The organism is Gelatiniphilus marinus (genome assembly GCF_042684345.1).
Classification (GTDB): Bacteria; Bacteroidota; Bacteroidia; order Flavobacteriales; family Flavobacteriaceae; genus Gelatiniphilus; species Gelatiniphilus marinus.
In genome coordinates, this window is the sequence record NZ_JBHULK010000004.1 from 65,965 (window position 1) to 87,015 (window position 21,051).

At 35.2% G+C, this 21,051-nt stretch carries 17 protein-coding genes and 1 pseudogene; 10 read left to right on the top strand and 8 right to left on the bottom strand.

Annotation, left to right across the window (positions count from 1 at the left end; all coding sequences use genetic code 11):
* Window positions 1-52: 52 nt before the first annotated feature.
* Together ACFSQS_RS10985 and ACFSQS_RS10990 are read right to left on the bottom strand one after the other, a co-directional pair.
* Window positions 53-289: pseudogene (locus ACFSQS_RS10985) on the bottom strand (carboxymuconolactone decarboxylase family protein); the annotation flags it as partial.
* A 29-nt stretch (window positions 290-318) separates the two neighbouring features.
* Window positions 319-1,521, bottom strand: coding sequence for a helix-turn-helix domain-containing protein (locus ACFSQS_RS10990; RefSeq protein WP_388018485.1), 1,203 nt, complete (start codon window positions 1,519-1,521; stop codon window positions 319-321).
* Window positions 1,522-1,844: 323 nt separating this feature from the next.
* On the opposite strand from ACFSQS_RS10990, the gene ACFSQS_RS10995 reads away from it, so the two are divergent.
* The 6 genes from ACFSQS_RS10995 (at window position 1,845) to ACFSQS_RS11020 (ending at window position 8,294) form a co-directional block, all read left to right on the top strand.
* Window positions 1,845-2,363 carry a hypothetical protein gene (locus ACFSQS_RS10995; RefSeq protein WP_388018488.1) on the top strand — a complete coding sequence of 173 codons (519 nt, stop codon included), beginning with the start codon at window positions 1,845-1,847 and terminating at the stop codon, window positions 2,361-2,363.
* Between the two features lie 17 nt (window positions 2,364-2,380).
* Window positions 2,381-3,415, top strand: coding sequence for a hypothetical protein (locus tag ACFSQS_RS11000; protein WP_388018491.1), 1,035 nt, complete (start codon window positions 2,381-2,383; stop codon window positions 3,413-3,415).
* A gap of 17 nt (window positions 3,416-3,432) precedes the next feature.
* Window positions 3,433-4,467, top strand: coding sequence for a hypothetical protein (locus ACFSQS_RS11005; RefSeq protein ID WP_388018494.1), 1,035 nt, complete (start codon window positions 3,433-3,435; stop codon window positions 4,465-4,467).
* 2 nt (window positions 4,468-4,469) lie between these two features.
* Window positions 4,470-5,906 carry a T9SS type A sorting domain-containing protein gene (locus ACFSQS_RS11010; RefSeq protein WP_388018497.1) on the top strand — a complete coding sequence of 479 codons (1,437 nt, stop codon included), beginning with the start codon at window positions 4,470-4,472 and terminating at the stop codon, window positions 5,904-5,906.
* Window positions 5,907-6,250: 344 nt separating this feature from the next.
* Window positions 6,251-7,261 carry a dipeptide epimerase gene (locus ACFSQS_RS11015; RefSeq protein WP_388018500.1) on the top strand — a complete coding sequence of 337 codons (1,011 nt, stop codon included), beginning with the start codon at window positions 6,251-6,253 and terminating at the stop codon, window positions 7,259-7,261.
* A 7-nt stretch (window positions 7,262-7,268) separates the two neighbouring features.
* Window positions 7,269-8,294, top strand: coding sequence for an aminotransferase class I/II-fold pyridoxal phosphate-dependent enzyme (locus tag ACFSQS_RS11020; protein ID WP_388018503.1), 1,026 nt, complete (start codon window positions 7,269-7,271; stop codon window positions 8,292-8,294).
* Between the two features lie 250 nt (window positions 8,295-8,544).
* Here ACFSQS_RS11020 and ACFSQS_RS11025 read toward each other — a convergent pair whose 3' ends face one another.
* From ACFSQS_RS11025 to ACFSQS_RS11035, 3 genes are read right to left on the bottom strand one after another with little or no spacing between them, the layout of a single operon-like run.
* Window positions 8,545-10,023, bottom strand: a complete 1,479-nt coding sequence (locus ACFSQS_RS11025) for a SusD/RagB family nutrient-binding outer membrane lipoprotein (protein ID WP_388018506.1) — start codon at window positions 10,021-10,023, stop codon at window positions 8,545-8,547.
* A 12-nt stretch (window positions 10,024-10,035) separates the two neighbouring features.
* Window positions 10,036-12,222 (bottom strand): TonB-dependent receptor domain-containing protein, encoded by a 2,187-nt coding sequence (locus ACFSQS_RS11030; protein WP_388018509.1) that lies wholly within the window; start codon window positions 12,220-12,222, stop codon window positions 10,036-10,038.
* A complete protein-coding gene (locus tag ACFSQS_RS11035) occupies window positions 12,192-13,166 on the bottom strand; it encodes a carboxypeptidase-like regulatory domain-containing protein (RefSeq protein ID WP_388018512.1) in 975 nt (324 codons plus the stop codon). Before ACFSQS_RS11035 ends, ACFSQS_RS11030 begins: the two co-directional genes overlap by 31 nt.
* A gap of 129 nt (window positions 13,167-13,295) precedes the next feature.
* On the opposite strand from ACFSQS_RS11035, the gene ACFSQS_RS11040 reads away from it, so the two are divergent.
* A complete protein-coding gene (locus tag ACFSQS_RS11040; protein WP_388018515.1) occupies window positions 13,296-14,045 on the top strand; it encodes a DeoR/GlpR family DNA-binding transcription regulator in 750 nt (249 codons plus the stop codon).
* A gap of 27 nt (window positions 14,046-14,072) precedes the next feature.
* Complete coding sequence (locus ACFSQS_RS11045; protein WP_388018518.1) at window positions 14,073-15,389, top strand: D-alanyl-D-alanine carboxypeptidase; 1,317 nt, start codon at window positions 14,073-14,075, stop codon at window positions 15,387-15,389.
* Between the two features lie 3 nt (window positions 15,390-15,392).
* On the opposite strand, the gene ACFSQS_RS11050 is transcribed toward ACFSQS_RS11045, so the two are convergent.
* Window positions 15,393-16,856 carry a M14 family zinc carboxypeptidase gene (locus ACFSQS_RS11050; RefSeq protein WP_388018521.1) on the bottom strand — a complete coding sequence of 488 codons (1,464 nt, stop codon included), beginning with the start codon at window positions 16,854-16,856 and terminating at the stop codon, window positions 15,393-15,395.
* A gap of 74 nt (window positions 16,857-16,930) precedes the next feature.
* On the opposite strand from ACFSQS_RS11050, the gene ACFSQS_RS11055 reads away from it, so the two are divergent.
* The gene (locus ACFSQS_RS11055) at window positions 16,931-17,353 is read left to right on the top strand and encodes an OsmC family protein (RefSeq protein ID WP_388018524.1); all 423 of its coding nucleotides are present in this window, start codon (window positions 16,931-16,933) and stop codon (window positions 17,351-17,353) included.
* Window positions 17,354-17,578: 225 nt separating this feature from the next.
* Window positions 17,579-19,273, top strand: a complete 1,695-nt coding sequence (gene recJ, locus ACFSQS_RS11060) for a single-stranded-DNA-specific exonuclease RecJ (RefSeq protein WP_388018527.1) — start codon at window positions 17,579-17,581, stop codon at window positions 19,271-19,273.
* Between the two features lie 14 nt (window positions 19,274-19,287).
* Here recJ and ACFSQS_RS11065 read toward each other — a convergent pair whose 3' ends face one another.
* Window positions 19,288-20,043 (bottom strand): sulfite exporter TauE/SafE family protein, encoded by a 756-nt coding sequence (locus ACFSQS_RS11065; protein ID WP_388018530.1) that lies wholly within the window; start codon window positions 20,041-20,043, stop codon window positions 19,288-19,290.
* 72 nt (window positions 20,044-20,115) lie between these two features.
* The gene (locus tag ACFSQS_RS11070) at window positions 20,116-20,871 is read right to left on the bottom strand and encodes a UDP-2,3-diacylglucosamine diphosphatase (protein ID WP_388018533.1); all 756 of its coding nucleotides are present in this window, start codon (window positions 20,869-20,871) and stop codon (window positions 20,116-20,118) included.
* Between the last annotated feature and the right edge of the window lie 180 nt (window positions 20,872-21,051).

The window sequence follows — 21,051 nt, forward strand, 5'->3', positions numbered from 1 at the left end:
AAGGGCAGATAAGTATCATGAGATTGCTTCGTTCCTCGCAATGACAATTATTTTAAAAATGCTTCCCTTTCTCCCAACCATGCTTTCCTAAATACTGCTCGCCACTTTGAACAGCACCGCTTTCAATATAAGAGCCCATGCTATAGTTCCATCTATTCAAATATCCAAAGAGTGAAATAACACCGAGCATTTCAACAATTTCGCCTTCATTCCAATGTTCATATAAACGTTTCTTTATTTCTTCATCAACACCGTTTGGCACTTGCGAGGCCGCTAAACTAAAATCCAATCCTGTATCATAAGTAAATTAAAAATGAGCTAAGGTGTATTAATGTGTTTTTGTTTATAATGGCTAATAGTGGAGCCTGTATGATTTTTAAATACTCTGTTTAAAGAACTCACAGAACCAAAACCGGAGGCTATAGCAATATCATTAAGCGTAAGGTCGTTATTGTTGGTTTTTAATATCGAAACGGCTTGATGTACACGATAACTGTTAATTAATTCGTTAAAGCTTAACTCAAATTCTTGATTTATAAAACCCGATAAGTAAGTGCGGTTTGTACTTAACATCTTGCACATTTCTGTTATTTTTAATTCTGGATTAAGATATATTTTCTTTTCTTTTAATAGTTTTAGCACCTCTCTTTTTAGTGTTTCATTGCGCTGCTGTGTTCTATTTAATAAATTGGTGGTGCAGTAAACGTTTTCTTTCTCCTCCAAAATCGTTTCAGCCTCATTTTCTTTATCTGCCTCTAATCCTTTTACGGTAAAATTCTGTTTGTTGCCCAGTAAACCAATTGTAAACAATAAGGTGCTAAACACCAAAGAAGGTATGGCTAAAAGCCAATTGTGGTGCATAAAACTACCTCTACCTGCTATATTGGCTACTATACTTGCTAAAGCAGTAATGAGAAAAGTTATCGATAACAACTTTACCCAAACCAGTTCGCGACCTTCTAAATTAGAATAAAAATTGGCAATGCGATAATTATATTTTTTTGCCAAACTATATCCCAATAATAAATATACAAATGCTTGGATACCGAATATTAATCGGCTAGTAAAAAACAGAGCCGACATGGTAATAGTTGAAAGCGATGCACCTGCCAAAGGCCAATTGTTTTGCAGGAGCGCGCTTTGGTAATAAGCCAATTTATCTTCTGTAGTAGAAATTAGCTGTGAAACTAATAAAGAAAACCCTAGTATTATTGCAGGTAGAAAATGAATGAAATGTATTTTTTTTATTGAGGTATCTCTGGTAAGTAATAGCACGTAGATGTAATATAGCGGGAATACCGATAGACTAGAAAACAGATATAAGCTGTCTGTTTTTAAATAAAGTGCTTTAAAACCTAAGAAAAAAAATGCATGGCAAATATATAAAATAGCTGTTGTAGCCATAAAAACACCCAGAAAATAACGTGGTTTGTTTGCCGAATAGTGATTGGCAAAAAACACAATCGACCAAAATATAGAAACATAAATAGGGGTAAACACAATAATTTTTTCAAGTATCATTTTTAGTCTTATTATTTTTTCTTGAAATTAAGAGTAGCTATACTTATTTTTTATTTATGCGTAAAAGACTACAAAAATATTTTTTAATCGCCAAAACATCCTATTTGGTCAATAATGTACGATTTGACTCAACAAATGTACGTTTTAAATATGCTTAATTATAGCAAGGAATTAGTTTAGTTAATGAAATAATACTAATTGTAAAAAATAAAGTCTTTTACAACTTGGACAACTTAACTGCTAATGTACATACAGCTTAATCTTTAATTTAACAAAAGACCTCAAACACCTAATTATTTTGTTGTTATGTGGCGTTTTGAATTATGCAAATACTTATAAAAATATGGCTGACCATTTTAATTTTAGGAATGGTTTATTGTTTTTATATGTTTTATAAAAGCACTTTAGAAAGTAAGAAATTATATCAACATGCCATTAGGTTCAAAAAGGTTTACAGTTATAGAACTAATTTGATAAATAGAATAGGAGTTGATGTTTATAAAAAAATAGCGTCATATGATGAAATGATGACAAGTAACAAGCCTCTCGAGGATAAGTACTGGGTTAATACTGAGAATCCTAAGGATGATAACTTACTAATTGAAAATTGTATCACAGAAAATACAGTATCAACAGAAAATACGTTTAGGAATGATTGTTTTTTTTATCAATTTGGTGCATCACATAACCATGTCCAGGATGCTCATTTTCGTAATTCCGAAACTTACAAAGAAGGCGCAGTTCCACTAACCCCTCATATAAGTTCAAAAACAATAGCACCAACCACCGATGCCAATGGCAATTTGCAGATTGAGTTTCAGGTTGAAGCACAAGACAATTAATTTTAAAACTAAATATTATGAAACAGCTACAACAATTAATTATAATATTATTATTTAGTGCTAGTACGCTATTTGCACAACCAAAAGTTGCCTTGCAAAGCAACGGTACAACTACCCTTTTTGATGGATCTAATGCGTTTTCAGAAGCATTTAATAGTTCGGTAACAGGCGATACTATTTATTTGCCAGGAGGTAGCTTTTCTGTTCCATCAAGACTAGATAAAGGTGTTGCTATTATTGGTGCTGGTTTTCATCCCAACTCAACTGTGGCTACGCTACCCACCGTGTTAAATGGCGATATTTTAATTGATACAGGAGCAGATGGGATATCCTTTGAAGGCCTTCTAATAAACAATAGTCTTCAAAAAAACTATAACCTATCCGTTAACAATATAAGTATTATTAGGTGCAGGGTAAATGGAGACTGTAATTTTTCCCGTAATGGAACATCTTCGGTTAACAGCTCACAGTTGGTTGCTTTTCAGAGCGTTTTTATTGGGTCCATTAATTTAAAGGGTATGCAAAATGTACTGATTAGCAACTCTATTATCCAAAATCATATAAGATACTCTGATAACAACACCTTTAGAAACAATAGTATATTAGGGGCTTCCGGATCAACATCAAACCATATTTTTAGATCCTCAAATAATAATACAATTGCAAATACTATTTTCTCTACCAACAACTCAACAATAATTGACGGGACAGGAAATATTTTTCTAAACAATATTTTTGTTCATGCTACCCCAAAATTAGGAGGCGGTTCTGTTGCAATAAATAACTATTATGGTGTTGATTTAACTACTGTTTACACTAACCAAAGCGGAAACATTTATGATTATGCACATGATTACCATTTGCTTCCCGCTGCAGTAGGTACATACTTAGGAGAAGATAATAGTGAAGTTGGTATTTATGGAGGCATGTTTCCGTTAAAAGAAAGTTTTGTTCCACTAAACCCTCATATAAGTTCAAAAACAATAGCGCCAACCACCGATGCCAGTGGAAATTTGCAAATTGAGTTTCAGGTTGAAGCACAAGACAATTAATTTTAAAACTAAATATTATGAAACAACTACAACAATTATTTATCGTTGCACTTTTACTTAGTGTTAATGCACTTTTAGCACAAAACAAGGTAGCATTGCACAGTAATGGCGTATCAAGTTTTTTCACTGGTGCCAATCCATTCCAAGAAGCTTATACTGCTGCTGTTGATGGAGACACAATTTACCTGCCAGGAGGCACCTACGCGTTGCCAGATAATATTGACAAGCACATTGTGGTTTACGGAAGCGGACATCATCCCGATTATACCGCGGTAATGGGTAAAACAATACTCACCGGATATATAAATTTGTATTCGGGAGCTGCAAAAAGCCATTTTGAGGGGCTTAGTTTTACTCGTCTGTACTATGGTGCTGTTGCCGACTCGGTAGTAGTAAAACGCTGTAAACTAACATCGGTTGATTTTGGGGGGCATGCCTCGGTTGGAACTCAAATTATAGAAAATGTGATTGAAGGTATAGCTGGGACAGGTTCTGTAAATACAGTTATTGCTAATAATATCATTAAAAAAGATGGGTACGATGTGATTTATAATTTTAACAATAATGCATGGATACACAATAATATTATAGTAGCAAAAGGGCATAGTGTTAACTACAGGAATTATTATATGCTTAGTAACATTACAAATTGCCTATTTGATAATAATATAATATTTAACGAAGGGAATAGGGTTGATAACGTGTTAAGAGACAACGTGTTAAACAACACGTTTAAAAACAATGTGTTTAACGGAAACCCTAATCTGTCGCTAAATACCGGAGAAAATAACTTTTTTGGTGTTGCCTCCAATTCTTTTTTTACCAATTATACGGGTATAGTATTTAATTATGAAGAAGACTTTCATCTGCTTAACCCAGCAAGTTATATTGGTACAACAGGCAATGAAGTGGGTATTTATGGTGGTTTTGCACCTGCAAAAGTAGGCATGATACCAACTAATCCGCATATTCAACTCAAAGATATAGCACCCGCTACCGATGCAAACGGCGATTTGCAAATACAAATACAAGTGGAAGCTCAAAACCAATAACTATGAAACATATTTACTTTTTAATTCTACTATGGCTGGGGGTAATTTGTTCCTATGGGCAATCAAATATTGAGGAGTATGAATATTGGTTCAATAATGATTTTGCCAATAAAACGACAACAACAGTTACAACAACGCAGCAATTACTTGTTAATCAAAATATCCCAACTACCGGATTAACAAACGGGATTCATGTTTTTAATATTCGCTTTAAAGACAATGAAGGTTTATGGAGTAGCACAACAAGTGAGTTTTTCTACAAAATGCCTTCCACTGCACAAAGCACTTCAAATTTAGTGTCTTACGAATATTGGCTAGATAACGATTATGCGAGTGCCGTGGTTGTTAATACACCTGTACAAAAACAAATTAATGTTAACGAATTGATTTCTATGAGCACACTCACTAACGGTATCCATGTTTTTAATATTCGCTTTAAAGACGATAGAGGCCTGTGGAGCAGTACAACAAGTAATTTTTTCTATAAAATGCCAGAACAAACAATAGGTAATAATTTAATTACAGAGTATCGTTATTGGGTAGGTAATGATTTTGTAAATGCCGTTAATGTTGTTTTACAGACACCAATTAAACAGTTTAACCTAATAGATAATCTTGATTTTACTAAAATCCCTAAAGGCGAGCACAGTATTAGTTTTCAGTTTAAAGACAATTTGGGCATGTGGAGTTCTGTTACAACAGATACCATTACAAAAAAATCTTTACCCATTGCAGATTTTAGCTATTCAACACAAGTAGGGTGTGGCTCTACTGTAGTTAGCTTTACAGATTTAAGTATAGACGGCGATGAATATTTGTGGAATTTTGATGACGGCAATACTAGTACACTAGCTAATCCAACCCATGTTTACAATACATCTAACACCTACCAAGTTAACCTTAAGGTAACTGATACGTTATTGGGTACACATGATACGCACACAATTAATTTACCCATTAACATTAACAACGTTGATGTTTCTGTAACTCAAAACGGAGAACTGCTTACGGCAAACACAACAGGAGCAGCGTATCAATGGTTAGATTGTAATAATGGTTTTTCAGTAATTGATGGCGAAACCAATCAATCTTTTACTGCAACTCAAAATGGAAGCTATGCCGTTAAAATAACGCAAAATAACTGTGTAGAAACCTCTACATGTTATGCAGTAACAACACTTAATGTTTTTGAAAACACATTTAGCAATAAAATAATTGTTTACCCAAACCCAACATACGGTATGGTTAAAATCGATTTAGGTAAAGTGATGAAAGCATGCACCGTTAGAATTAATGATATAAACGGTAAACTAATAAACCTATCTAGCTACAAAAATACACAAACATTAGAACTGGATTTAAACCTCGAACCAGGTATGTATTTCATATCGATTGATTCGGAAAATAAAAAAACTACAATGAAATTAATAAAGCATTAAAGCTTGTTAATAACTAGCATGAACAATGGCAGCAAGCACGAAAAAAATCTAGATTTACAGTTCCCCAAATATGTAATCTCGATTTAGTATTAAAGTACCGTGCAACCTGTCATTGCTCATTTATAAATATTCGAAAAATATGCTAATAGCTTTATTTTTTTAGCCAAAATTTTCAGAAAATAAATCTAATCATTATTAACTTTATTGTATTCATTTAATAAACGTCTCCAGTTATGTGCTAAGTTTTTTGCGATCCCGTATTAAGTGTATCTAAAAAATAATATTATGTTATATTGAAGGGTATAATTTTTATTAACTTTCCAAAGTAAAATAAATCGCAATTTATGAATCTAATTTTAAGACCATTCGAGCTTAAATTAAAGCATACGTTTACAATTTCTAGGGAGTCTATTAACACACAGCCTACATTAATTGTCGAGCTAAAAGATGGCGGTTTTTCGGGCTATGGCGAGGCTACTTCAAACCCGTATTATGGCACTACGGTACAAAAAATGACTGATGATATATTACGCATCAAGCATATAATTGAAGCTAATAGCAATAAAACGCCCGAAGCCTTTTGGGATGCCATGTACCCGCATTTAAAACACAACATGTTTGCCTTATGCGCCTTAGATTTGGCTTATAACGATTTGTTTGCTCGCAAAAAAGGACAAAAACTTTTTGAACTTTGGAACTACAATATTGATAACAACCCACTAACCGATTATACCATCGGCATCGATACTATTGATAAAATGGTAGCCAAAATGAAAGAGTTGCCATGGCCCATTTACAAAATTAAACTGGGCACAAAAGAAGATATAGCCATAATTGAAGCTTTACGGAAACACACCGATGCTGTTTTTAGAATTGATGCCAATTGCGGATGGACGGTTGATGAAACCATTAAAAACGCCATTGCTTTAAAAGCTCTTGGTGTTGAATTTTTAGAACAACCTTTAAAGGCCAACGATTGGGACGCGCATAAAGAAGTTTTCGATAAATCGGTGTTGCCCATTATTGCCGACGAAAGCTGCCAAATTGAAGCAGATATTGCTAAATGCCACAACCATTTTCATGGCGTTAATGTAAAACTGGTAAAATGTGGCGGATTAACTCCAGCAAGACGTATGCTAAGCAAAGCCAGAAAATTGGGCATGAAAACCATGGTGGGCTGCATGACGGAATCTTCGGTTGGTATTTCTGCAATAGCACATGTATTGCCGCTTTTGGATTATGTAGATATGGATGGTGCCTTGTTATTGTCTGAAGATATTGCCCAAGGTGTAACTATTAAAAATGGTGTTGTTGAATACAGCCATTTAAACGGAACGGGGGTTTCTTTAATTTAATGTTTTAATGATTGTTGAAAGCTTTCCAGACCGAACCGTTACAATAAATAAAAAAGAGTATTTATATTTTGGAGGAACTGCATATTTAGGACTTCCTACTAATGCTAATTTTCAAAATGCACTAATTAAAAGTATAGCAAAATGGGGGTCGTTTTACGGAAGCTCAAGAAACTCCAATATAAAACTATCTGTTTTCAATAAAGCAGAAAATCTGTTTGCACAACAAATAGGCGTAGAACAAACTGTGATTGCCTCATCCGGAACTTTAGCAGGGAAACTGGTTTTAGAATATTTATCAAAAACGGAAAGCACATTTTACCATTACCCCAAAACACATCCGGCGATTTTACAAAATAATAGTTTGCCTTTATTTGAAAACGCAATACTTCATAAAAATCTTGTTGATAATAAAACGGAAAGCATCGTAATTACAGTCGATGCCGTTTTAGCTTTAGAAGTTGCGCCAACAACATTCGATTTTTTAGATGCTATTTCTAATGAAAAACAGATTACTTTAGTTGTTGACGAATCGCATAGTTTGGGTGTTTTAGGAAAACAAGGTGAAGGTATTTTCAAGACTATTCAAAATAAAAGCTTAAAAAGAAAAATAATGATAGCCTCTTTAGGAAAAGCTTTAGGGCTTTCGGGAGGTGTTATTGCTTCAGATGAAAGCTTTATTAACGCTATAAAGAACGAAGTGCTTTTTGTGTCATCATCCTGCGCCAATGCGGCTTATTTAGAAAGTTATGTGTTGTCGCAAAGCTTAATTAAAAATCAACAAAGAAAACTGAAAGACAATTTAGATTTTTTATTTAAAGATTTAGAATTAAAAGATAGCTTTAAGTTTAATAGAGATTACCCCGTAATTTATAGCATTGAAGAATCTATTTATAAAAAATTACTTGAAAAAGACATTGTTATTACAAATTTTAAATACCCCAATTATAAAGATGGAATGAATAGGATTGTAATAACGGCAAACCATACTAAAGAAGATTTAACAAGGTTGAAAGAGGCGTTGGTTTCTTTGTGAAATATTTATTTAAAACATAAAAAAACCGCTCTTTATTTTTAAAAAAGAGCGGTTTTTAATTGTAATAAAAAATTTATTGAAACGAACTATCTTTGAGGCAGAGCCATTGAGATATTTTGCTCATTTCATTTTGACTTTTGAGTCAAAAACTAAAATTTTATTATTTAGATTCCCGATTTCTCGGGAATGACAAATTCAACGGAAACCCCGAAGCAGAGCCTCGAGGAATTCTTTTTTAAACTATGCTGTTTTACTGTTCCCACCAAACTGGCGTTACTGGAGTTTGTTGGTTGGCTTCAACAACATCGCCATTACGGTTAAGTTCTGTTGAAGGATAGCTAGCGCGTCTAAACCATTGGCCAGAATAATCTCCTTCTGAATCTTCTTCTTCTCTAATGGTAAGACCTTTAAACACATCATCTGAAAAATTATAGCGTCTAAAATCCACAAAAGTCTCAGGATTTAAGAAATTATGTATGTATTTTTCTTTCATAATATGATTTAGCATTAAGCCAGCTTCTCCAACATCTACTGCTGTATCTGCCATATAATCTGTTCCATCAACACCGTATTTGCTCATGCTTGCATTAATGCCTTCCATATAGGCGGTGTATGCCGCAGTGTTAGAGCCTGTACTTGTTGTGTTTCCGCCATTAGCTAAAAACGCAGCTTCGGCTTCTATAAATTTTGCTTCAGCATAACTTATTACTAACAATGGTGAATCTATACTTGTATAAAATCCGTTTTCAACAAAGTTGGTATTTGCATCTGTTCCGTCTGGTGCTAAACCACCACCACCACTAACATAGCCTTTCCATTCGGCAGCACCATCATTGGTAGCAAAACGAGGTAATCTTGGGTCTATTTCTACAACGCCACTTTCAAACGGGTAATAATCACCATTCATCGAGCTTACCAATTGGCTTGCAATATCATGGTGAAAGTTTCCTGTGTTACGTGCTAAAATTTCACCCGAATACCAAGGGTTGATATTTTTATCGTCAAATAACATTTGAAAATCATCAGCGTTAGAAGTAAAACCATTGGCTATACTTGCAAGCACATCGTTAGCAGAAGTAATACCTTTGTTAACTAAATGTAATTGATAACGTGCTTTTACGGTGTAAGCGGCTCTTAACCATTTGTTAATGTCGCCATCATAAATAATATCGCCATTACCAATTGAAATCCCAGAATTATCAGCACTTTGCAAGCCTGCAATAGCACTATCCAATAATTTAAAAATTTCATCGTAAATAGATTGTTGCGTATCAAAAGACGGGAATAAATTATCCTGACCTAAAGCGGCTTGAGAATAAGGAATATTATCCCAAGTATCTGTTGCAATACCAAGATTCATGGCTGTTAAAATATCTGCAATAGCAGCATAATGAACAGCACCTGCCTCTGCGGCTTTTTCCTTGATCGTTTTTAAGTTTGGCAGCGCGTATAAGTAAACATTAGACCAAAGCCCGCTTGCTGTAGTTTCGCCAGCAGCACCGCCACCATCGCTTACAAAGTATTGTGTATAGTTACCAAATGATAACTCTGCGGATCGTTGACCTGTTACGGTTCTGTATATTACTGGCCCCAGTAAATCGTTCATTCTTAACTGCTCTTCTTCTACAGTTCCAGATGGCGTATTTACATCGAAATAGGCTTCGCTGCAAGCTGAAATGACAACTGACAGGAATCCGAGTAACATTATTTTTGTTATAATTTTTTTCATCTTTTTCATCTTTTAAAATCCTAATTTAATTCCGAATGAATAACTCTCAGTAATTGGAGTGCTTAAACCAGTAAATCCATATACATTACTTCCTGCGCTGTATTGGTTGCCTTCCGGATCAAATCCTTCAAATGGTGTCCATATTAAAATATTATTAGCACTTGCAGTTAGCGATATGTTATCCATACGCAGTTTGTCTAATATTTTACCAGTTATATTGTAACTAAGCCCAATGTTGCGTAGTTTAACCCAAGAGGCATCTTGTACTAAAATTTCTGATGCTCTGTTGAAACGGGTAGAACTTCGGTAGTAATCTTGGGTAATTTCAACTTCTTGATCGTTGGTTACAAACCCGCCATTTCCATCATCTTTAACACCTTCTAAAACGGTAGTTACGTCTCTAAATTCTGTAAATTTTAAGATACCGTTTCTAATGGAATTTCTGATGCCCGAGGTGTATAAATCGCCTCCTTTTTTCCATTCTAATAAGAAATCCAGTCCAAAGTTTTTATAAGTTATACGATTTCCGATGGATGCAATAAAATCAGGAAAAGCATTTCCAACTTTTTGTCTTTCATCAAAATCTACACGTGGTAATCCGTCGTCGCCAATATAACGTTGTCCGTTTTCGTAGCGCCATTTCCAACCGTAAAGAGAGCCCATTTTGTCGCCATCCCTAATTTCGGAAGTTACACCTGCAAAACCGGAATTAGCAAAAATAAGAGCCTCAATGTCGTCTGGTAATGACAAGACTTTACCTTCGTTGGTTGACCAGTTTAAGGTGGTTTCCCAAGTAAAATTATCATTTTTAAATATATCGGCAGTTAATAAGAATTCGTGTCCAGAGGTTTCAAAATCGCCAGCATTTCTAACAATACCAGATAAGCCTGTTGAGTATGCTGTGCCAACCGTAAAAATCTGGTTTTTAATACGTGTTTTATAATAGGCATAATCTAAACGCAATCTGTTACTAAAGAACCGTAAATCGGCACCAAATTCTATAGATCGATTTCGTTCTGGGAGAATGTTAAGGTCTCCTAATCTGGTACTTGCTCTATAGCCACCAGAGCCTGCAAACGGGAAATTACCATCGGCTATAAAATACTGCCCTATTCTTCCAAATAATGGGCCTTTACCAACTTCGGCCCAAGAGGCTCTTAGTTTACCAAATGTAAAGACTTCGCTATCTTTTGCAAATAAATCATGCACATCGTAAGCTAAACTTACCGATGGATAAAAGAACGAACGGTTTTGTTTGGGCAAGGTTGAAATCCAGTCGTTTCTTCCTGTTAAGGTTAAAAACAGCTTGTTTTTATAATCTAACTTTAACTCTCCAAAAACACCTACGTTTCTAGTTTGTGTTACAGTTTTGCCAGCAAAGGTGTTAATGGTATTTGCTAAATCGTTAATTCCAGGAACATTTAAAGTTTCTCCTCTTATAAATGAATAATCTCGTTTAGAGTCGGATACTTGGTTGCCTAATGTTAAAGTAGTGCCAAAATCTTCAGACCAATTTTTAGTTAAGGTTACCAATAAATTAGATTCTAACGCTAAAAGGTTAATATTTTGGTTTACTATAAAGCCACCTACTTGAGAACCTGCATCTAATTCTGGCGGCATAAAACGGTTTCTGTTATCTGAATAGTTATCAATTTGAGCCGCATAAGAAACGTTAATCCAATCTTTTGGTGCCCAATTCATGTTAATACTACCTACCCAACGATTAACATCGTCTATTAATGGGCTTTTTTCTAAGAAATAACGCGGGTTGTCAATAATACCAAATGTATAGTTGCGTTGCGAGCCATCGTCATTCAAATAATCGTTAATAGGAAATGTGCCAGACCAATAGGTTAGTGAACTAAACACCGATTTATCGCCACCGTTAGCTCGTTTTCCACCTGCGTTTGTATAGGCGATAGAGGTGTTAATGTTAAAATTGTCGGTAACTTTATAACCGCTTTTAAAGCGTAGTGTTGTTTTGTCGTAGTCGGTATTTGGTAGTACACCTTCTTCACTATTGTTACCAACAGAAAAGAAATAATCTAACTTATCGTTAGCACCACTAATGTTAAAGTTGATTTGCGAATTAATACCTGTTTTAAACAACTCATAAGGGCTATAGAATTTATCGTCGGATAAATCTACAACAGTACCATCACCTAAAGTTACACTATCATCAGAAAACTTTGGCCCCATGAATAAAATACCGTTCCGCCCAATCTGGTAATACCAGTTTCTGGGCTGTAGGTTGCTCTGGGCAATCCTCTCCATCCTTCACGGTAAGTGGTTTGTAATTCGGGTGTTTTTTGTATGCTTCTAAACGTTGTTGAGGCCGATATATTAACTTTAGCTTTTCCGTCTTTACCTTTTTTTGTGGTAATTATAATGGCGCCGTTTGATGCTCTAACGCCGTATAAAGCGGTAGCAGCTGCGCCTTTTAATACACTAAAGGTTTCAATATCCTCAGGGTTTATATCTGAAGCCCTGTTTGAAAAAGAGAATTGCTCCGAACTACTTGGTGAGTTAGAACCAGCACTAGGTAAAATATCGGCTCCAGAAAAGGTGTCGTTATTCAAGGCTAAACCATCAACAATAATAAGGGGTTGATTGTTCCTGTCTGGATTTACAGAGGTGATACCTCTAATTAAAATATCTACACCACCACCAGCAGATCCAGAGGTTTGATTGATTTGAACACCGGCAACACGACCTTGTAATGCGGTAATGGCATTAGCTTGTCCTGCTAAATTTACATCGTTGGCATCTACTTGTGTAACAGAATAACCGAGTTCTCGGGTTTCTCTTTGAATACCAAACGCTGTAATAACTACTTCGTCTAAGGCATCTGCCCTTTCTGTTAAACTAACATTAACTGTAGCGCTGTTTACAATAATTTCTTTAGTAGTAAATCCTATAAAAGAAAAAATTAGCACATCACCTTGATTTGCAGAAATAGAATAATTTCCATCAAAATCGGTTGATGTTCCTTTACTTGTACCTTTTACTTGAATGTTTACACCTGGTAACGGAACGCTTGACGCATCGGTTACCGTACCACTTACAGTTATGTTTTGAGCAAACAGAAAACTACAGGTAGCGGCAAAAAAAACAAGAAAAGAGAGGGTTGTTTTTTTGTTCATAAATTAAGAGTTTGAATTAATAGTCCTTCAAATATAATAATTTATATGCAGTTTTTTAAGTGTTTTGTCTGCGTTTTTTTGCAATTTTGATTGGTTTGTTGCATATTTAGTGAAAATTCGATAGAAATTATGCTAAAGCAAGAAAGACATCACGCAATTTTAGATAAGCTAAAATCTCAAAAAAAAGTACTGTCTGCAAAATTGAGTCAAGAGTTGCTGGTTTCAGAAGATACCATTAGGCGGGATTTAAAAGAATTAGAATCTAAAAACCTTGTTTATAAAGTACATGGAGGCGCTTTATTAAAAGAAAGCAGGATATTATCTTATGATGAACGAAGTATTGCCGATATTGATAAGAAAAAGAAAATTGCAAAAAAAGCCGTTAATTTAATACATAACGGGCAAGCCATTATTATGAGCGGCAGCTCGACCAATTTAGAATTGGCTAAAATTATTCCACCAGATATAAACGCCACCGTTTACACTTACAGCTTGCCCATTGCCACACAACTGTCGTATCACCCTTTAATTGAGGTTATTTTTTTGGGCGGAAAATTAAATAAAGCGGCCCAGGTTACCGTTGGGATAGATTTGGTAACTTCAATTAATAATATAAGTGCCGATATTTGCTTTATGGGTGTGGACGGCATAAACCTTAAAAGAGGTTTAACAGAACAAGATTGGGACGTGTCTCGAATAAAAAGAAGGATGATTGAAGCTTCAAACCACGTTACGGTTATGTGTATTAGCAGCAAACTTATGTCGGTTAAAAGGCATACCGTTGTACCCATTAACGAAATAGATGCCATCATTACCGATATTGACCCATCAAATCCTGTTTTTGAAGATTTTAATGCCATTAACGCGGTAATTATTTAATCAAAAGTGATTCTAATTTTATTTGAAATGAATTTTATTTCCTTCCGTAAGAAACAGAATAATACCATTCTTAAAATGTTGAGAGCTTTAAAAAACAAACTAATTTATTTATGTTTATTGGCATTGCTTTTTCTTAGCTGTAAATCAAACTACATTTCAAAAAACTTAGGTAATTCCTTTTATAACAACCAGTTTACGGGATTGCTGGTTTACCATCCAAAAACAAAAGACACCGTATTTAAGTATAATGCCGACAAATATTTTACGCCGGCAAGCAACACCAAAATATTTACTTTATATACGGCTTTGCAAATGTTGCCTGCACAAATACCAGCGTTTAAATATGGTGTTGAAAACGACACCATTACCATTCAAGGTATTGGAAACCCCACTTTTTTACATCCGTTTTTTAATGACAGCACTGCGTTAAAAATGGCAAAAAATTATAAAAATGTTAATTTGATTTTAAATAATTTAGAGGATGAAAAATTTGGCCCCGGTTGGGCTTGGGAAGATTACGACACTTATTTTAGTCCAGAAAAAAGCAGCTTCCCCATGTATGGTAATGTGGTTGCCATTAGTAATCAAGATAGTTTGCAAAGTATTCCAAAAGCATTAAAAAATCACGTCCATTTTTCAGAATCCAATAAAAGAAGACAATTTAACGATAATACATTTTATTACAACCCAAAACGGAAAGATACCATTGAAGTACCCATGGTAATTGATACCTTATTACTATCGAGATTATGGGATGATGTATTGCCAGGTATAGTATCCATTTCTAAATATGATGGAAAAAAATTAGATAAAATAGCTTATAGTAGTGTGCCATCCGATTCGTTATACAAACGGATGATGTTGGTTAGCGATAATTTTTTAGCCGAACAGATGCTTATTTTGGCATCATCAACACTTTCAGATACATTGAGTTCAAAACGTATTAGAGACACTATTTTAAACAAACAATTAAAAGACTTAAAACAAAAACCGCGTTGGGTTGATGGCTCCGGTTTAAGCCGATATAATTTATTTACACCAACATCCTTTGTGCAGGTGCTCGAAAAATTGCACAATCAAATTCCGCAGCAACGCTTGTTTAATTTATTTCCTGCTGGCGGAGCATCTGGTACTTTAACAAACTATTATTTGGGCGAAGGGAAACCTTATATTTATGCCAAATCGGGCACTTTGGGCAATAATTATTCGCTAAGCGGTTATTTAATTACAAACTCTGGAAAAACCTTGGTTTTTAGTTTTATGAACAACCATTACCGAAAACCTACAACCGATGTTAAAAAACGCATGCAATTAATTTTTGAGTGGCTTCGCGATAATTATTAACAACTACCTATAAACCAATGCATTTTTAAGCGCGTTCTTTTCAGTTTTCAAATCAATTAAAAACCCATTGATTACAGCATATTCGTTAACCCCATTTTTTTGCAACAAAAACGTTGGATTAACTCCAGGCTTTATTTTAAATTCAAGTAACTCGTAATCGGTTTTAACCAAATGGATAGGTTTTGTAGCCTCAATATTGTTTTCGGGCAACGTTTCTATTTTAATATAAGTGTAACCCGATTTTAAAAGCTCATAGACTTTTGGATCCGATAGCGCATCAACAGTTTTAAAAACCTCGTAATGTACTTTGCCTTCAACAATAGTATAACCTTCCGCGTTAAAAGTGTTGTAACCATAATAGGTCGATAAATCGCCTTGGTCAACAATTCTGCCCACATTAAAAAAATCGGAATGATCTGCATTGTCAACCTCATAACGCTTCACGCCAATATCAATTTTATAAGGTTTTCCCAATAAATTATAGGTGGCATTTTCAATTTTTAAATCGAATAATTTGCTGTCGTTTCTCGGTATTTTTTCGTAATCATCAATAGCAATATTTTTGTACTGCCCGTTAGCAATGGCATAAATAGCCGATAGAATAGACACATAATTTAGTTTTCTTATTTCTTGTTTTTCAACATCGTTTTTATAGCCTCCAGATTCAATTAAAATGGTGCTGGTGCCCCATTTCTGTATGTTGTCGCCAAAAGCCCTGGGCTCGAAAGCATCATTGTATCTACCCACTTGCCCGGGTGCGTATTTCTGGATAATGTTATTCATAAAAACAATAAGCTTCATAGCATCTCCCCGCACTTGGTTAATGTCTTTTTCGTAATTATAGGCCGGTGCCAAATACGAAATGGTTGCCGGTTTGTTGGTAAGTTCGGCATTGTAATAAATGTTTTGGTCGTGCAGGTTAAACCCAAAATCGGCATTAAGGCTATCTCTAATGCGCTTTAAAGTTAGGCCTTCCGGCGATTGTAAACGTAGCGCATCTCGGTTAATATCTATTCCTAAAATATTGCGTCGCATGTATTTTTCTGCGCCATCGGGGTTTAACATGGGTAAAAAATGAAGCGTTACGCTATTAAGTATGGTTTCCTTTTCCTTTAAAAAATCGCTACTGGTCAATAGGTTAAAAATATCAAAAATAGCCTGAGTTGCCGTGGGTTCGTTGCCATGCATTTGCGACCATAAAAACACATTGGTTTTGCCAGAACCAATACTAATTAAAGTTAAATCCCGCCCTTCAATAGATTGCCCCACTTTATTTACGCTAAACCCAGGTTTGTTTTTAAGCGTATTAATTAAAGGTTGAATATCTTGGTGTTTAATGCGCCTTTTATCTAAGCTGGTTTCTTTGTAAACATAGTAAGTTTCATAGATTTTAGAAGTAAAATGGGTGGTTTGGCTAGCCACAGATAAGGTTGTAAACAGCAATAAAAGCTTAAAAAAAGATTTCATAATAATAGCAAGATTATTGTTTTAAGTATATAAATAGTACTTTTGAAACTACAAGTAACAAAAATATTTATAAAATGGCAGATAAAGTTACCACACAGTGGAAAGGCGATATGGTTTTTGAATCGGATAACCCGCGTTGGGAATCTATAATGATGGATGCCTCAGAAGAATTTGGGGGCACCAACTCTGGCATGGCGCCAAAGGCGATGATGCTATCTTCGTTAGCAGGCTGCTCGGGTTTGGACGTGGTTTCGGTTTTAAACAAAATGCGCGTTAAAATTGATGGTTTTAAAATGGTTGTTGAAGGCGAACTTACCCAAGAGCATCCTAAATACTACCACAAAGTATCGGTAGATTATCATTTTTACGGTAAGGATTTGAATGAAAACAAAATAAAAAACGCAGTAGATCTTTCGGTTGAAAAATATTGCGGTGTTATGGAAATGTTTCGTCATTTTGCCGAAATTAAAATAGATGTCCATTATCACAATAAATAATGTTTTAAGTAATTGGATTTTTTAAACACAAAAGAAGGTTTTATTTTAAATTTAATCCAATACTGGTTTTTAACATCAATTGTTAAACCCTTTAGCCGCCCAAAACAAACTATGGCACATAATTTTTTTTTAAACCTTAATAGGGGTATTTCAATAGCTGGATTAAAACTAAAATAATATAGTAACAAAGCAACTAAATGCACTTTAAACTTAAATTTTTTTTAAATGCGTTGGACACTGAAGCCAAAACCCGAAGCCGATAAAATAGCAGTTTTAAAAGAAGCATTGCATGTAGATACACCCATTGCAACCCTGTTAATACAACGTGGTATTGAAACCTTTGATGAGGCCAAAACATTCTTTAGGCCCAGGTTAAAAGATTTGCACGATCCGTTTTTAATGAAAGATATGGATCTGGCCGTAGCGCGCATAGAAAAAGCCATGGCCAATAAAGAAAATATCCTGGTTTATGGTGATTACGATGTCGATGGTACCACGGCAGTCGCTTTAATGTCAACTTATTTAAAATCCAAATACCCACTGGTACATACTTATATCCCTAATCGGTACGACGAAGGCTATGGCATATCGTATAAAGGCATAAACTTTGCTTTAGAGAACGATTTCTCGCTAATTATTGCTTTAGATTGCGGCATTAAATCGGTTGAAAAAGTAGCCCATGCTAAAAAATTAGGCATCGATTTTATTATCTGCGATCACCACAGACCCGGAAGCGAAATCCCAAAAGCAGCAGCTGTTTTAGACCCCAAACGAGATGATTGCAATTACCCCTATAAAGAATTGTGTGGTTGTGGAGTTGGCTTTAAACTGGTTCAGGCATTGGCCTCAAAAGACGGAGAAACGATTGACGATTTAACCGAATATCTAGATTTAGTTGCCACAGCCATTGGTGCAGATATCGTGCCCATTGATGGCGAAAACCGCACATTAGCTTATTATGGCCTTATGGTTATTAACAGCAATCCGCGCCCCGGGATAAAAGCCATCTTAGATCAGGTTGAAAAAACCGAACTCACCATAACCGATGTGGTATTTATTGTAGCCCCCAGAATTAATGCTGCGGGACGCATGAAACACGGTAATTATGCCGTAACTTTATTGGCCGAAGAAGATATTGATAAAGCACATCAATATGCCTCTGAAATAGACGAGTATAATTTAGACAGGCGAGAAACCGATAAAAAAATAACAGAAGAAGCGCTAAAGCAAATAGAAGACAACAAAGAGCAAAACCGCTTAACAACTGTGGTTTATCAAGAAGATTGGCACAAGGGCGTTATAGGTATTGTTGCTTCCCGATTAACAGAAACTTATTACAGGCCTACCATAGTTTTTACAAAAAGCGGCGAAAAATTAGCAGCCTCGGCACGCTCTGTTCGTGGGTTCGATGTATATAATGCCATTGAGGCATGCAGTATGCACATAGAGCAATTTGGAGGCCATAAATATGCGGCAGGTTTAACACTAAAAGAGGAGCATTACGAAGCCTTTAAACAAGCTTTTGAAGACGAGGTTACAAAAACAATTGACAGGGATTTATTAACCCCAGAAATTAAAATTGACGCTAAAATAGATTTAAACGATATTACACCTAAATTTTACAGGATTTTAAAACAGTTTGCACCTTACGGGCCAGCAAATATGACTCCTGTTTTTATAACAGAAGATTTAATAGATACCGGTTACGGTAAATGCGTTGGCGCAGATAAAACCCACCTGCGCTTAACCGCAACGCAACCCGAAGCCTCTAAAAGTATAGTTTGTATTGGCTTTGGCATGGGCGATAAATATGAATTGATTTCTGGTAAAAAACCATTTAAGGCCGTATATTCTATTGATGAAAACGAATTTAGGGGCAATGTGTCGCTTCAATTAAAACTTCGTGATATTAAAGCCTGATTGCACTATGGGTATTAGTTGAAGAACCAAAGTTTTACAGACATGATTACAATCATGACCACCAAAAAGGATTTAATAAAGCCCTCTCCTTTTTTTACCGAAAAACGGCTTCCAAACCAAGCTCCAATACCGTTTCCCAAGGCTAAAATCAATCCAATTTTCCAATCAACCTTATCATTTATTACAAAAACAACAAGTGCCGAAAGCGTATAGATTAGAACAACCACAACTTTTGTGGCGTTTACCCTAACCAAATTCATTTTATGGAAAAAATGCAAAAATAAAATAACTATAAAACCCAATCCGGCATTAATAAACCCGCCATAAATACCAAAAAAGAAAAAGGCAATTATGCCCACCCATAAATATTTTCCCGTAAGCCGTTCTTGTATATCGGTAGTATTTAGTTTTGGTTTAAACAGAATTAAAAGCACTACAATTATCATTACAAGGGCGAGAATTTTATTAAAGGTTTCACCCTTAACCTCTACGGCAATGTTAGCCCCAATAATTGCTCCAAATATGGCCGAAATGCCCAAATAAACATTAAACGGAAATGTAGAAACGCCCTTGCTTTTAAAACCTGCGGTGGCCATAGCGGTTTGAAACACAATACCTATTCTATTTGTGCCGTTTGCTACACTTGGTGCTAAGCCACAAAAAATAAGTATTGGTAGAGTAAGCAAAGAGCCTCCTCCAGCGATAGTGTTAATAAAACCCACTGCAATCCCTACTCCAAAAATTAGTAAATATAGATGGAATTCTTGCATGCTTGTAAAGATAAAAAGGTTTGTGCTATTGCTAATATTGGCGTTTCTTTAAATGGTTATTAAAATAAAATATTAGCTAAATTCTTTTAATTCCATGGTTTCGCCATCAAAAACCCCATAGGTGTAATATTGAATCCAATCGCCCAGGTTAATGTATTTGGATGTTTCGTTTAGGTCTATATCCAGTGGCAAATGCCTGTGTCCAAAAATAAAGAAATCGCGGTGTTGGTCTTTTAGTTTTCGCTTGCAATATTGTACGAGCCACTCGTTTTCTTCTCCCAGAAATTTGGCATCGTCTTCTCCAGAAATAAGTTTGTTTTTTACCGATAGGTGTTGTGCTAAACGTACCCCCAAATCAGGGTGTAGCCACCTAAATAGCCATTTGCATACCCGATTTGTAAATACTTTTTTCATGAGTTTATAGCCCTTGTCGCCAGGGCCTAAACCATCGCCATGCCCAATTAAAAACGTTTTGTTGTTAAAACTAAATACTTTTGGTTTGTGATATACGGGAATGTTTAGTTCTTCTTCAAAATAGCCGTTCATCCAAAGGTCGTGGTTGCCCACAAAAAAATGGATTGGAATCCCTGAGTCTGATAATTCGGCAAGTTTTCCTAAGGTTCGTGTAAACCCTTTTGGTACTACATATTTGTAATCCATCCAAAAATCGAAAAGATCACCTAAAAGAAAAATAGCTGCAGCATCGTGTTTTACTTCGTCTAACCAAGCTACGAATTTTTTTTCGCGCGGGCGCGAGGCTTCTTGTGTTGGAGCGCCTAAGTGGTTATCTGAGGCGAAATATATTTTTTTTCCTTTGGGAATTTGCATGCGTAAATATACTAATTCTTGCGTATGCTTTAATCTCGATATTTAAGTTTTTATGTTCATTTTGTTTTGTTACTAATTTATACCAATTTAACCTCAAAATGTCGCTATAAATAGTTTCTTTTTTGTTTTTCCAGCGTTAAAAAATAAAACCGTAGCTATGGCTATGCTGATATTTTTTGC